The organism is Pseudomonas sp. Irchel 3H3, from assembly GCF_900187635.1.
Lineage (GTDB): Bacteria > Pseudomonadota > Gammaproteobacteria > Pseudomonadales > Pseudomonadaceae > Aquipseudomonas.
In genome coordinates this window covers 328,284-342,528 of sequence record NZ_FYEC01000002.1, presented here as the reverse complement: position 1 = coordinate 342,528, position 14,245 = coordinate 328,284, and the positions used below count along the sequence as shown (strand labels likewise).

The window sequence follows — 14,245 nt, the reverse complement described above, 5'->3', positions numbered from 1 at the left end:
ATCATTCACTGGTTAGGGCCGTGACCGGGTCGAGCCGGGCAGCTTTACGGGCCGGCATGAAGCCGAAGATTACGCCGGTGACCAGGGCGCAGCCGAAGGCGCCGAGGACCGCGAACAGGGAGAACGCCACGGCCACTTCACTGAGGATCAGCACGCCGCCCACCAGCAAGGCCAGGGCGATCCCGGCAATGCCGCCAACCACCGAGAGCATCACCGCTTCCGTCAGGAACTGGCGCAGGATGTCCCGTTGCCGGGCGCCGGTGGCCATGCGGATGCCGATCTCGCGGGTGCGTTCGCGCACGGTCATGAGCATGATGTTCATCACCCCGATACCGCCCACCAGCAGGGAAATCGCGGCAATCGAGCCGAGCATCAGCGACAGGGTATTCTGCGTGCGCGCCTCGGCCTGGATCATCGCTGCGTTGTTGGTCAGCTCGTAGTCCTTCTTGCCGTTGTGCAGCTTGCGCATCAACTGGTCGATGGCCTGTTCGGCTTCCTTGACCTTGCGCGCGTCGGCGGCAGCAATGGCGATGTACTCCGGCTCGTACGTGCCGAACAGGCGCACGCTGGCCGCGGAGTAGGGGATGGCGATGCGGTCGTCGCTGTCCTGATCGCCGGAGCTGGCGCCTTTTTCCGCCAGCACTCCGACCACCTGGAACGGCACGTTCTCGATCAGGATGTACTGGCCGATCGGGTCGGCGACGTCCTTGAGCAGTTTGTCGCGGACCTTCTTGCCGATCACCGCCACCGCCGCGGCATTGCGCTCGTCGGCTTCGGTGAAGTAGCTGCCCTCGACCACCGGCCAGTTGAAGATCGCCGGGAAGTTGGTGTCGTTGCCGCCGACGTAGCTCAGGTGGTCGGCATTGCCAAAGCGCACCCCGGCTTCGGCGCCATTGACCGGCATGATGCGCTTGACTTGCGGCAGGCGGGCCAGGGCCGCGACGTCGCTGAGGGTAACTACCCCTGGGGGCGTGCGCGGGTTTGGCGACGAGCCGCTGAGGTAAATGATGTTCGAGCCAAAGGCGCCCATCTGCGCCATCACCTGGCGCTTGCTGCCTTCGCCCACCGCCAGCATCACCACCACCGAAGCCACGCCGATGATGATCCCGAGCAGGGTCAGGGCGGTGCGAAAGCGGTTGATCCACATCACCCGCCAGGCCGCGTGCACCGCATCCAGCAGTTCGCCTTTCCAGGCGCCGCTGGCTGCGCTGCCCTGGCTCAGGCGTTGGCGCAGGTCGACGGCCTGCAGGGCGCCGGGGTTGGCCGAATGCTGGACCTGCGGGTTGTCGGCGGCACTGTCGCTGATGATCAGCCCGTCGCGGATTTCGATAACGCGCTTGGCCCGGGCCGCGACTTCGCGGTCGTGGGTAATCAGGATCACCACGTGACCCTGGCTCGCCAGTTCATCGAGCAGGGTCATGACCTCGGCGCCACTCTGGCTGTCGAGGGCGCCGGTGGGTTCATCGGCGAGGATGATATGGCCGCCGTTCATCAACGCGCGGGCAATCGACACCCGCTGTTGCTGGCCGCCGGAGAGCTGGTGGGGACGGTTGCCGGTGCGCTCCGCCAGCCCTAGCCGGGCGAGCAGGGCGGCCGCACGGGCATGCCGTTCGGCGGCCGGGGTGCCGGCGTAGATCGCCGGCATCTCGACGTTTTCCTGGGCCGAGCCCGAGGGGATCAGGTGGTAGCCCTGGAACACAAAACCGAAGGCTTCACGGCGCAGCCAGGCCAGTTCGTCGCTGTCCAGTTGCGCGACGTTTTCCCCGGCAAACCGGTACTCTCCGGCGCTCGGGCGATCGAGGCATCCGAGGATGTTCATCAACGTCGACTTGCCGGAACCGGAGGCGCCGACAATCGCCACGAACTCGCCGGCATGGATCGACAGGTCGATGCCGCGCAGCACGTGGACTTCGGGGGCGTCACCGCCGCCGTAGGATTTGCGGATGTGTTTGAGGTCGATCAGCGGCGTTTGCATTCAACCCTCGTTGCCGTCGGCCGGACCGATCAGCAGGTGATCGCCCTCATTCACGCCATCGAGGATCTGCACCTGCAAGCGGTCGCTGAGGCCGGTGCTGACCTCCCGAGCTTCAATGCTGCCGTTCTTGGCAACCACCCGCACACTCTGGCTGCCGGCCCTGGCGCCGTTCTGCAGGGCCGAAACCGGGGCGGTGAGCACGTCTTTCGCCGCACCGGCGACAAAAAACACCTGGGTGGTCATTTCCGCCATCAGCGCGTTGTCGGCGTTGTCGACGTCGAGCAATACGGTGTACAGCACCACCCGCGCGCTGCCGCTTTTACCGCTGCTGGACGGGCTGCCACCACCGCTGCCCTGGCCACTCTGGTCCAAGGGCTTGGGCGGCACCGGGAGAATCTGCCGCACCGTGCTTTGCCAGCGTCGCGCACCGCCTGCGAGGGTCGTGAAGTAAGCCTGCATGCCAGGTTTGACGTGGCCGATATCAGCCTCCGAGACCTCGGCCCAGACGGTCATCGGCGACAGTTTGGCGATACGCAGGATCAACGGCGTCTGCTGCTGCGCGTTGAGGGTCTGGCCGGTTCGGGCATCCAGCGCCACCACCGTGCCAGCCATCGGCGCATAGATGCGTGTGTAGCCCAGCTCGGCCTGATCGCTGCGCAGGCTGGCTTCGGCCTGGCGGATCTGGGCCTGGAACATCTGGATGCGAGCCTCGGTGGCGCGCAGTTCGGCGTGGGCGGTCTGCACATCCTCTTCACGGGTGGCGCCGGCGGCGGCGAGGTTCTGCTGGCGCTGGTATTTCTGCCGGGCCAGGTCGTGCTGGGCGCGTTGTTCCTGCAGTTGGGCCTTGAGGTTGTCGATGGAGAAACGCCCGGCATCGAGCTTGGCGTTCTGGGTCGCCGGGTCGATTTCCACCAGCAGTTGACCCTCCTTGACCACATCCCCGACTTCGACGTGGATGTTCTTGATCTGTCCCGAGGCCTGGGCGCCGACGTCGACATAGCGCCGTGGCTGCAAGGTGCCAAGGGCGGTGACGCTACTCTCGATGTCGCCGCGGCTGACCTGCACCGTGGCGAACTGATCCCGGCCGGGGGCGTTGAGCTGCCAGGCAGCCAGGGCAATAACCGGGATCAGGCAAAGGCCTGCAAGCAAGGCACGGCGGGTCTTTCGCGGGTGTTTCATGCAGGGTTCCGATCAATGGAAATCGTCCCCTGTCGGTTGGCGCAAACAGCGCGACCACAGCCAGGCCCTGCCAGAAATCCCGGCAGTTACGGGGAACTGTCCTTAATACGATGAATTGACGGGCAAATTTAGGCGCTGACACAAAGGGTTACAGCTGCCCGTCGGGATTATTTACCGCGCAATCGACGCAGTGCTTTAAATCTATATGAGAATTACTATAAATTACACGCCGCAGATTTGCCATCATCGTGCCGCCATCGTTTTCCTCAGGCGTTGGCCAGGTTCAAGGACAGGTACCGTTCATCAAAGCGGTCGGGAGTCACGTTGGAAAACTACTATCGCGAGCTGGTGCGTTTCCTCAACGCCAAGCTGGGCAACCGCCAGGTGGCCGAAGATGCGGTGCATGACGCCTACGTGAGGGTGCTGGAACGCGCCAGCGACACGCCGATCGAACAGCCGCGCGCCTTCCTCTATCGCACTGCCCTGAACCTGGTGATCGATGGTCATCGGCGCAACGTTGCGCGCGCGGCCGAACCGCTGGAAGTGCTCGACAGCGAAGAACGCTTCCATAGCCCGTCCCCGCAGAACAGTCTCGCGCAAGCGCAGCGCATGGAGCTGTTGCAGCGCGCCCTGGCTGAACTGCCGCCGCTGTGCCGCGAGAGTTTCCTGTTGCGCAAGCTCGAAGGCATGTCCCACCCCGAGATTGCCGAGCACCTGGGCATTTCCCGCAGCCTGGTGGAGAAGCACATCGTCAATGCCATGAAACATTGCCGCTTGCGCATGCGCCAATGGGATGCGGTTTGAGCGGTTGTCGCTCGCTGCAGGCTACAACCACCCCGAGCGTTTAAAGCTGCCCCACAGCGCGACGCAACCCACGCTGATAAACCCCAGCACCGCGAAATAGCCGTAGTGCCAGGTCAGCTCCGGCATGTTCTGGAAGTTCATTCCGTAGATCCCCGCCACCGCTGTCGGAAACGCCAGGATCGCCGCCCAGGCGGCGAACTTGCGTTGCACCACGCTTTGCCGTGACGCCTCCAGCAGCACCCCGATCTCGATGGTCTGGCTGGCAATGTCGCGCAGGGTGGTGAGGTCTTCCATTTGCCGCGTGACATGAATCTGCACGTCCCGAAAGTAGGGGCGCATGTTCTTGTCGATAAACGGAAACTTGAGTTTCTGCAGCTCTTCGCTGATCTCCACCATGGGCGCGGCGTAGCGACGCAGGCGCAACACGTCGCGACGCAGGCCATGCAGGTTCTGGATATCCCGCTCGTTCAGGGCGCTGTTCAGCACGTTGTGTTCCAGCGCGTCGATTTCGCCGTGAATCGCTTCGCCCACCGGCTGGTAGTTTTCAATCACGAAGTCGAGCAGGGCATACAGCACGAAATCTTCGCCATGCTCCAGCAGCAGCGGGCGCGCCTCGCAGCGCTGGCGCACATGAGCATAGGAGGCCGAGTGGCCGTTACGGCAGGTGATGATGTAGCCCGTGCCGGCAAAGATGTGAGTCTCGATGAACTCCAGCACGCCGTTCTCGCGCACCGGTGAGTAGGTCACGATGAACAGCGCGTCACCGAAGGTCTCGAGCTTGGGCCGGCTATGTTTTTCCAGGGCGTCTTCGATGGCCAGTTCGTGCAGGTTGAACTGGCGTTGCAGGTTGGCCAGCTCCAGCGCACTCGGCTCTTCGAGGCCGATCCAGACGAAGTGGCCGGGTTTTGCCGCCCAGGCCGCGCCTTCATCCAGGGTGATATTGGTGACTTTCTTGCCGGCGCTGTAGACCGCGGCCGCAACGACTCTACCCATAATTCCGATTCACTTCTTCTTCGCCGATGGCAGTGACAAGCAGGGTGCAGCTTAGCCTGCTTGTGGAGGTCGGGGCGAGGGTAAACCGGAGCGCGGGCTCGGCGCTCAGGCGGCTTGCAGTTGGCGGTCCATGGCCTCGATGCATTCACGCATCTGCTCGCGGCATTGCGCGATCAGTTGCGGCATGTCATCCAGGGTCAGGCCAGCGGTAGGGATCGGCGGCAGCGAGCGGATCAGGATCTGGCCGCTGTTCCAGCGATTGAGGCGCATGTGGTTGATGTAGTTGCTGACGCACACCTGCACGATCGGCACGCCGGCGGCAATCGCCATCTGGAACGCGCCCTTCTTGAACGGCAGCAACTCCTTGCCCAGGTTACGCGTGCCCTCGGGGAACACCCAGATCGAGGTATCTTTGTGCTGCAAGGTATGGGTGGTGGTGAGCATCGACTGGCGGGCCTTGTGGGCATTGCCGCGGTCGATCAGCACATTGCCGGCCAGCCAGAACAGTTGCCCGAACAGCGGCACCCATTTCAGGCTCTTCTTGCCGATGCACACGGTGCGGTGGGGCACCACGTTGCCGAGCACAAACAAGTCGTAGTTGGACTGGTGGTTGGCAATCACCACGCAGCTTTGCTTTTTGTGGGTCAGCGAGTCGACGTCGGTCTTGACCCGCAGGCGCAGGATGCACATCGCCGGCCAGGCATAGAGGCGGGCGCACAATCGGCTGTTATCCGGATTGAACGGCCGGCACAGCCCAAGCAACACACCCAGCACACCCGCCAAAACAAAATGCAGGCCCATCAACAACATACGAAACAGATACAGCATCTACAGGCCCACCGGAGCAAAAGGTGGCGCAGTGTACGGATGTGCACTGTTTTCGGCAATTGCCGCTATATAGGTAGGAGATGGCCGATGTTTAAGCGCATGTTTCCAACATCTGCTGATGGATGCGGGCTAGAGCGTTTAAGCGCTTTTCGGTTGCCAATGTGGGACAAAACCCAATGCTGGGCGACAACGCCGCACTTTGTACGATCGAGCGCCCGCTCCCACAGGTTTGCTGGCCGTACGCAAAATTTGCGGACCGCCAGATTTACTGTAGGAGCGAGTGCCCGCTTGCGGCTTGCTCGCGATGGACGTCAACGATTACGCATGCTGGCAGAACAAACGCGTTGTTTTTAAGTTCATCGCAAGCAAGCGCAGGCCCTGACCTTAAACCAGGTGAGCCTGGTCCTGGACGATTGCGCTGTCCAGCGCATCCAGCAAGCCCTTGCGAACCTTGAGCTTGGTGTTCTTGTGGGCAGTCATGTTGATCTTCTTCAACTGACGGGCCGCCGCCAGTGCAGCACTTTGCAGCTCCTCGGCCGCTACCACCTTGTCAAGGAAGCCGGCATCCACCGCGCCTTGCGGGTCGAACATCTCGCCATTGATCACCGAACGGTGGAACGCCGACTTGCGCAGGCGATCACGGGCCAGCTCGATGCCGGCGTGGTGCATGGTCATGCCGATCTGCACTTCATTCAGGCCAATGCTGAACGGCCCCTCGACCCCGATCCGGTAGTCAGCCGACAACAGAATGAACGCGCCCTTGGCCACCGCATGCCCAGGGCACGCAACGATCACCGGGAACGGGTGGGCCAGCAGGCGGCGGGCGAGGGTAGAACCGGCAGTCACCAGGCTCACGGCTTCCTTGGGACCCGCCGTCATCACCTTCAGGTCATAACCACCGGAGAGAATGCCCGGCTGGCCAGTGATGATCACCACCGCCCGATCCGTCACGGCCTGGTCCAGCGCAGCATTAAACGCGGCGATCACGTCCGGGGAGATGGCATTGACCTTGCCATTGCTCAAGGTCAGGGTCGCGATACCGTCTTCGAGGTGGTAGGAAATCAACTCACTCATGACGCTATTCCTTGTATTGAAGTGCAGCAGACGTTACCCATGGCCGTCGGCCAGGTAAAGCGCCATGACTGACCGGCCAGTCAGCCAAACCGGCTCCGCCAGGCATGGCCGGCCACGGCCGCCCGGCATTCCCCTCTATATAGAGGCACGGCCCGGGCCGGAGAATGGCCGGTTTGCCCTACCCACAAAACCGCGCGCCCGAACAAATCTCTTAAGCGCATGAAAATTCTGAAAAAAATGTTTGCCATCAGAAAAGCTTTCGACTACATTAGCGCGCCTCGACAGACAGAACTTGTTTGAAGAGATACGGTGAAGTGTCCGAGTGGCTTAAGGAGCACGCCTGGAAAGTGTGTATACAGGAAACTGTATCGAGAGTTCGAATCTCTCCTTCACCGCCACATTTATACGAAAAAGCCCTGATAATTCAGGGCTTTTTCGTTTCTGCGTTTCCGATAAAAATCCCAGCCCGTACCCTGGATAGCTCAGTCGATAGAACAGGGGAGTGAAAATTCCCGCGCCAGCGGATCAGCTCTGAGACTTGGTAGGTGCCTTCTCAGTTAGAGTCTTTCCAGTGGCGCCGGCTACGCATTGCTCGGAAACTATGATCTGCAGCCGATGCAGTGCAAGTCGCCAGCCCCTATAGGTCACAGCGGGCAGTTGCAATGATCGAGTCCACCGCCTGTTGGGCAATCGGTGACAGCGTGCGCCCGGCCTGACACACCATGGCGTTTCTGATGGTCAACAGGTCTGCTGGCCAGCCAGGGTGGATGAATGGCATCAGGTCCACCAGCAAGCCATCACCAAGGTCCTGCTTGAGCCAGGAGCGCCAGGTCAAGAGCAGCGAGTCGCTGGTCAATGTGGTTTCGCGCAACAGGTTCAGGTCATTGGAGCTCAAGGTCCAGGGCAGTAGCGTTCCGGGTGTCAGGTCAAACAGGGCATACAGCGACGCCTCGCTTGACGGTACGACGCCGCTCCAGGGGAATTGCAGAATCTGCTCCCGCGAAATCGGCCGGTCCTGTTGCGCAAGGGGGTGGTCGCGTCGGCAAAAAATCGATGCCGGTTGCGGCGGCAGGTGGGTGATGGAGAAGCGTGGATCGAATTCCTGGTCGGCCCGGAGTGTGGCCACGACAAACTCCAGCTGGTCGGTTTCCAGTTGATGGGACAGATGCTCCCAGAAGTTGACCTGAACATTGAGCACCAGCCGTGGGATGCTTTTACGCAGCTTGACCAGCACGTCCGTGGTGTTGAGATTGGCGGCCATCGGCGTCACGCCAAAGCGCAATTCGCCGCCCTCGGTTCCAGCCAGGTCATTGGCCTGGGCCATCATTTTCTTTGCACAACTGAGCAATTCATGGGCGCGTCCGATCAGTTGTTTTCCGGCTTCGGTCAGCGTCACAGAACGTGTGTCTCGGTCGAACAGCCGCACGCCCAGATCAGCCTCCAGTGATTGAATACTGCGACTGAACGCGGTCTGTGACAGATGGGCCCTAGCCGCGGCACGGGAAAAATGCAGCTCCTCGCTCAGATAGACCAGATGGCGAACCCGCTTCAAATCAATTGAGTCGTCCACTGCATTAATCATCCTTCATATTTGCATTGGACAGCTTTAACACGCTCCCAGAAGATTCTCCAGCGCCAACATCGCCCGGCAGGCCACGTGCACTGCCTTCAATAATAAAAACGTTGGGGAAGAAGTTCTGTGGCAAATCACTTTCAGTTTGATCGAGTGCGGCCCTGTGCATTGACCGCCGTCCTCGCGCTCGGCGCCAGCGTCCAGGCTCAGGCCATCTCCTTCAATGTCGGAGAAATCGAGGGGCAGTTCGACTCCTCGTTGTCGATTGGCAGCAGTTGGGCACTACGCAATGCAGACCCGGCGTATGTAGGCACCTGGAACGGCGGGCACGCTTCGAGCCAGAGTGCCGATGACGGGCGCATGAATTTTCGCAAAGGCGAGACCTTTTCGAAGATCTTCAAGGGCGTGCATGATTTGCAATTGAGCTACGGCGATACAGGCGTTTTCGTGCGAGGCAAGTACTGGTATGACTTCGAGCTCAAGGACGAAAGCCGCCGCTACTTGCCCATCAGCGACAGCAACCGCAAAGAGGCTGCCAAGTCATCGGGGGCGCAAATCCTCGATGCGTTCATCTATCACAACTATTTCATCGACGGCCAACCCGGCAATGCGCGGGTGGGCAAGCAGGTGGTCAGTTGGGGGGAGAGTACATTCATTGGTAACGGGATCAATGTGATCAACCCCACCGATGTCGCCGCTTTCCGTCGTCCGGGGGCCGAGATCAAGGAAGGATTGATTCCCGTGAACATGCTGTTTTTATCCCAGGGCTTGACCGACAGTGTGTCCGCCGAGGTGTTCTACCAGTTGGAGTGGGACCAGACCGTCCTCGATAACTGCGGCACGTTTTTCGGCTCGGACGTGATGGCCGATGGGTGCAGCACGCGCATGGGGTTTGCGCCGCCGTGGGATCCCAGCGGTCAGTACCACTTCACCCGGGGAGCCGATCGTGATGCGCGTGACAGTGGCCAGTTCGGGGTGGCGCTGCGCTGGCAGGCCGAGGCATTGAACAATACCGAATTCGGCCTGTACGCCATGAATTATCACAGTCGCGCACCCTTTGTCGGCGGCCGGGTAGGGGACAGCCCGTTTGCCGTCAAACCCGGGACCCAGGCGTCGAGCGCTGAATACTTCATCGAGTACCCCGAGGACATCCGCCTCTACGGCCTGAGCTTCTCCACCACCCTGGGCGCCACCGCCGTCTCCGGTGAACTGAGCTATCGCCCCAACATGCCGTTGTCCCTCAACGGCAGCGATGTGACGATTTCCGCCCTGGCCGGCTCGATGGCAGCGGACCTGGGCAGCCCGATTTTCGCCAGCGGTTTTGCGCGGCCAGTACCCGGTGAAGATTTCCACGGCTATGTGCGCAAGCCCGTGAGCCAGGCGCAGGTGACGTTCACCCAGTTTGTCGACCAGGTGTGGGCTGCCGAGCGCCTGACGCTGATTTCCGAAGTTGGCTACAACCACCTCAGTGATCTGCACAGCAGCGCGCTGCGTTTCGGTCGCGACAGCATCTACGGTAACGGCGAACTACCAGATAACCGCAATTGCCCGACCATGGCCAACCCGGTCAACCCGCAGAATTGCAATGGCAAAGGCTTCTACACCGCCAACTCCTGGGGGTACCGGGCGCGCGCCATCCTGGACTATCAGAACGTGTTTGCCGGGGTGAATCTCAAGCCCGGTTTGTCCTGGTCCCATGACGTGGAAGGTTATGGCCCCAACTTCAACGAAGGCAGCAAGGCTGTCAGCCTCGGCCTGGATGCGGATCTGAAAAATACCTATACCGCGAGCTTGTCTTACACCGATTTTTTTGGCGGCGATTACAACACCGCGACCGATCGCGACTTCGTTGCCCTGAGCGTGGGCGTGAGTTTCTGAACCTGCCATCCGATAACAAGAAAGGACTGAGCCCGATGAATTTTTCGACACCCGTTATATATGGCGGCACCTTGGCGCTGCTGCTTTGCACTTCGGCGATGGCAGTGGTTTCGCCTGAAGAGGCTGCCCGCCTGGGCACCACCTTGACACCGCTGGGAGCGGAGAAAGCTGGTAACGCCAATGGCTCGATCCCGGCCTGGACGGGTGGGCTGCCCAAGAACGCGGGCGCGATTGACAGCGCCGGGTTCCTGGCCGATCCGTTTGCCAATGAGCGAGTGCTGTTCACCATCACCGGGCAAAACGTCGAGCAGTACCACGACCGCCTGTCCCCGGGGCAAGTGGCGATGTTCAGGCGTTACCCCGACTACACAATGAATGTCTACCCTACGCACCGCAGCGCCAATGTGCCGCCAGCGATTGTCGAGGCCGCGCGCAAAAACGCCCTGAATACCCGATTGGTCGCGGGCGGGAACGGCCTTGAGAACTTTACCAAGGCATTCCCGTTCCCGATTCCCAAGAGCGGCCTGGAAGTGATCTGGAACCATATCGCCCGTTACCGAGGCGACAGCATGAAGCGCCAGATGGTGCAGATCGTTCCGGATGTACGGGGTGCGGGCACACCGGTGACCTTTGATCATCAGTACGTGCTGCGCGAAAGCCTGGCCGATTACGACCCGGCCAAGTCGAGCAATGTGCTGTTCTATAACAAGCAGACCATCACCGCGCCGGCCCGCCTGGCCGGGAATGTCGAACTGGTCCACGAAACCCTCGACCAGGTCAAGGAGCCCCGCCAGGCCTGGCTTTACAACGCAGGTCAACGCCGTGTACGGCGCGCGCCACAGGTGGCCTATGACGGCCCTGCCGGCAGTACCGATGGCCAACGGGTGGTCGACAATTACGACATGTTCAATGGCGCGCCGGATCGCTACGACTGGCAATTGGTCGGCAAGCAGGAGTTGTTCATTCCCTACAACAGCTACAAGCTCGACTCGCCCAAGCTCAAGTACGCTGATATCACCAAGGCCGGTCATATCGACCAGGGCCTGGCGCGCTATGAGTTGCACCGGGTCTGGCATGTTGTCGCGACCTTGAAGCCGGGCCAGCGGCATGTCTATGCCAAGCGTGACTTCTACATCGATGAGGACTCCTGGCAAGCCGCCGTGATTGATCACTACGACGGTCGCAATACCTTATGGCGCGTGGCCGAAGCTCACCAGCAGTCCTACTACAACCATCAGGTGCCGTTCTACACCGCCGAAACCCTGAATGACATGATCAGCGGGCGGTACCTGGTGCTCGGCCTGAAGAACGAAGAGAAGCGCAACTATCAGTTTGACGTGAAGGCGCTGGAAGGCGAGTTCACCCCCAATGCCCTGCGTCAGTCCGGGGTGCGCTAAACCATGAAAACGACCTCGGTTCCTTCATCGACATTTGACTACGCCGCACCCGTTACGGCGGCGCCACGCGCCAAGACGCGCCGCGTGGTAGTGGCCTCGTCCCTGGGCAACGGCCTGGAAATGTACGACTTCACGGTCTACAGCTTTTTTGCGGTGATTATCGGCAAACTGTTTTTTCCGGCTGACTCAGCGCTGGCGTCGTTGATGATGTCGTTGGTGACCTTCGCCCTCGGCTTTTTGATCCGGCCGCTGGGCGCGGTGTTGATCGGCCGGTTCGCCGACCGTTATGGGCGCAAGCAGGCGTTGTCCCTGACCATCGCCTTGATGACCGTGGGCACCGGCATTATCGCCTTCACCCCGACCTATTCGAGCATCGGCATCTTTGCCACCGGGCTGCTGGTCTTTGGCCGCCTGCTCCAGGGTTTTTCGGCCGGCGGCGAGGTTGGCGCGGCCTCAGCGTTCCTGATGGAGTCCGGGCGTACCGACAATCGTTGCTTCATGGTCTGCTGGCAGGGCGCAAGCCAAGGCGCTGCCGCGCTGCTGGGCGCGCTGTCGGGGCTGGTGCTGACCACGCTGCTGTCGGAGGAGGCGTTGCACAGCTGGGGCTGGCGTGTGCCGTTCATCATCGGTTTGCTGATCGGTCCGGTGGGCTGGTACATCCGTCGACACCTGGATGAAACCCACGAAAACATCGACAAACCGGCGCCAATTCGCGACTTCGTGCGCAATCACGCGCGCACCCTGGGATTGGGCATCCTGCTGATGGCCAGCTCCACGGTGAGCTCGTACATGGTGGTGTTCTACATGCCCACCTACCTGACTCGCACGCTGCATTACCCCAGCAGCTTCGCCTTTGGCCTGGTGGCTTTTGCCTGCGTGTTGCTAGCCGTGGTGCCGCCTTTCGCCTCGCGTTTCGCCGATCGCATGCCCCGGCGCAAGCCCTTGCTGTATTGGCTGTGCGGTCTGCAAGCGGTGCTGACCTACCCCGCATTTGTAATGCTCGACCAGCAAAGCACGCTGCTGTGCCTGGTGGCGGTCTCGTTGCTGATTCTGCCGATGGCCATCAGCGGTGGAGCGGGGCTGGCATTGCTGATGGAAGCCTTTTCCCGCGATGACCGGGTGACGGGGCTGTCGATCATCTACAGCTTTGGCGTCACGTTGTTCGGCGGTTTTTCACCGCTGATCGTGACGTGGTTGATTGCCCTGACCGGCAGCCCACTGGTACCGGCCTGGTACTTGTGTGTGGCGATCGTTTTGAGTGGCGCGGCACTGCGTTTCTACCCTGAGCACCCAGGGCGCCCCTGATTTTTCTGACCTTAACCCAAGAATAAGGAATCCACCGTGAGCTACAGCCCTCTATACACGCGCCTGCAAGACAGTGCCGAGCGTTTTGTCACGATCCGCCGCAACATCCACGCCGAGCCTGAGCTTGGGCAAAACACCCGGGAAACGGCGGCCCTGGTCATTGGCTTGCTCGAAGGTTGGGGCTATGAAGTGCATACCGGCATCGGCGGTTGTGGTGTGGTCGGCGTGCTGCGGCGCGGCAGCGGCTCGAAAACCCTGGGGTTGCGGGCCGATATGGATGCGCTGCCAATCATTGAGAAAAACGGTTTGCCCTGGGCCAGCCGTCGCGAAGGATTGATGCATGCCTGTGGTCACGATGGGCACACCGCAACCTTGCTCGCCGCAGCTGAGCAACTGGCATTGCATGCTGAATTTGACGGTACGGTGAACCTGATTTTCCAGCCGGATGAAGAGGGCCTGACTGGCGCCAAAGCCATGATGAAAGATGGTCTGTTCCGGCGCTTTCCCTGCGATGCGGTATATGCCTTTCACAATATGCCGGGGTTCCCGGTGGGCCACGCGATCATCAAGAGTGGCGGGGTCATGGCCTCGTCCGAGCGGGTCTGCATCACCCTCACTGGGCGTGGTGGACACGGGGCGATGCCGGAACGCAGCATTGATCCGATCCCGGCATTGGCGAGCATCATTACCGCGCTGCAAACCGTGGTGTCGCGCAATATCGGGGTCAACGATTCGGCGGTAATCAGTATTGGCAAGGTGCATGCAGGGACCGCGGTCAACATCATCCCGGAAACGGCCATGCTGGAGTTAAGCGTGCGCACCCTCGACCCGCAGGTGCGGGAGTTCGTCGAACAAAGAATCCGTGGGATTGTCCAGGGGCAGGCCGCGTCATTTGGCGTGACGGCCCGTATCGACTATCAGCTGTTGGCGCCAGTGCTGGTCAATACTCCCGCCGAGACCCAGCACATGCTGGAGGCGGCCAAGCGGGCGCTAGGCACCGCCCATGTCATGGAGCACGTGTCCTTGAAGGCCATGGGCAGCGAAGATTTTGCCTGGATGCTGCAGGAAGTACCGGGGTGCTATTTCGGCTTGGGCAATGGCATTGGCGAGTTCAACGGTTGCTCGGTGCATAACGATCACTACGACTTCAATGACGAGTTGATCCCCCTTGGAGCAGCCTGTTGGGTGGCGCTGGTGGAAGACTACCTGCGCTGAAATCACGCCCCTACAGGGAATAAC

12 protein-coding genes and 1 tRNA gene are annotated in these 14,245 nt (G+C 61.0%); 6 read left to right on the top strand and 7 right to left on the bottom strand.

What is annotated here, in order from left to right:
• Position 1 precedes the first annotated feature (1 nt).
• Positions 2–1,975 (bottom strand): MacB family efflux pump subunit, encoded by a 1,974-nt coding sequence (locus CKW24_RS04465; protein ID WP_095165597.1) that lies wholly within the window; start codon positions 1,973–1,975, stop codon positions 2–4.
• The gene (locus CKW24_RS04460) at positions 1,976–3,154 is read right to left on the bottom strand and encodes an efflux RND transporter periplasmic adaptor subunit (RefSeq protein ID WP_095165595.1); all 1,179 of its coding nucleotides are present in this window, start codon (positions 3,152–3,154) and stop codon (positions 1,976–1,978) included. It abuts the gene before it with no gap.
• Positions 3,155–3,427: 273 nt separating this feature from the next.
• Between CKW24_RS04460 and CKW24_RS04455 the strand changes: the two genes are divergently transcribed.
• On the top strand, positions 3,428–3,958 hold the full coding sequence (locus tag CKW24_RS04455; protein WP_256585398.1) for a sigma-70 family RNA polymerase sigma factor: 531 nt from the start codon (positions 3,428–3,430) through the stop codon (positions 3,956–3,958).
• 21 nt (positions 3,959–3,979) lie between these two features.
• Here the strand turns inward: CKW24_RS04455 and CKW24_RS04450 are convergent, their stop codons facing one another.
• From CKW24_RS04450 to CKW24_RS04440, 3 genes are all read right to left on the bottom strand, one after another.
• Complete coding sequence (locus CKW24_RS04450) at positions 3,980–4,951, bottom strand: magnesium and cobalt transport protein CorA (protein WP_095165592.1); 972 nt, start codon at positions 4,949–4,951, stop codon at positions 3,980–3,982.
• 105 nt (positions 4,952–5,056) lie between these two features.
• On the bottom strand, positions 5,057–5,779 hold the full coding sequence (locus CKW24_RS04445; RefSeq protein WP_095165590.1) for a 1-acylglycerol-3-phosphate O-acyltransferase: 723 nt from the start codon (positions 5,777–5,779) through the stop codon (positions 5,057–5,059).
• A 384-nt stretch (positions 5,780–6,163) separates the two neighbouring features.
• Positions 6,164–6,853, bottom strand: coding sequence for a crotonase/enoyl-CoA hydratase family protein (locus CKW24_RS04440; protein ID WP_095165585.1), 690 nt, complete (start codon positions 6,851–6,853; stop codon positions 6,164–6,166).
• A gap of 308 nt (positions 6,854–7,161) precedes the next feature.
• On the opposite strand from CKW24_RS04440, the gene CKW24_RS04435 reads away from it, so the two are divergent.
• A tRNA-Ser gene (locus CKW24_RS04435) sits at positions 7,162–7,251 on the top strand.
• Between the two features lie 239 nt (positions 7,252–7,490).
• On the opposite strand, the gene CKW24_RS04430 is transcribed toward CKW24_RS04435, so the two are convergent.
• Entirely contained in the window at positions 7,491–8,423 is a 933-nt protein-coding gene (locus tag CKW24_RS04430; protein ID WP_095165583.1) for a LysR family transcriptional regulator, read from the bottom strand.
• A gap of 4 nt (positions 8,424–8,427) precedes the next feature.
• The gene (locus tag CKW24_RS28225) at positions 8,428–8,595 is read right to left on the bottom strand and encodes a hypothetical protein (protein WP_177440574.1); all 168 of its coding nucleotides are present in this window, start codon (positions 8,593–8,595) and stop codon (positions 8,428–8,430) included.
• On the opposite strand from CKW24_RS28225, the gene CKW24_RS04425 reads away from it, so the two are divergent.
• From CKW24_RS04425 to CKW24_RS04410, 4 genes are read left to right on the top strand one after another with little or no spacing between them, the layout of a single operon-like run.
• Positions 8,553–10,304: a DUF1302 domain-containing protein gene (locus CKW24_RS04425; protein WP_095165582.1), complete on the top strand. Its 1,752-nt coding sequence runs from the start codon at positions 8,553–8,555 to the stop codon at positions 10,302–10,304. The genes CKW24_RS28225 and CKW24_RS04425 overlap by 43 nt on opposite strands.
• Positions 10,305–10,339: 35 nt before the next feature.
• Entirely contained in the window at positions 10,340–11,701 is a 1,362-nt protein-coding gene (locus CKW24_RS04420) for a DUF1329 domain-containing protein (protein ID WP_095165580.1), read from the top strand.
• Positions 11,702–11,704: 3 nt separating this feature from the next.
• Positions 11,705–13,006, top strand: a complete 1,302-nt coding sequence (locus tag CKW24_RS04415; protein ID WP_095165578.1) for an MFS transporter — start codon at positions 11,705–11,707, stop codon at positions 13,004–13,006.
• Between the two features lie 36 nt (positions 13,007–13,042).
• On the top strand, positions 13,043–14,221 hold the full coding sequence (locus tag CKW24_RS04410; RefSeq protein WP_095165577.1) for a M20 aminoacylase family protein: 1,179 nt from the start codon (positions 13,043–13,045) through the stop codon (positions 14,219–14,221).
• Positions 14,222–14,245: the final 24 nt, after the last annotated feature.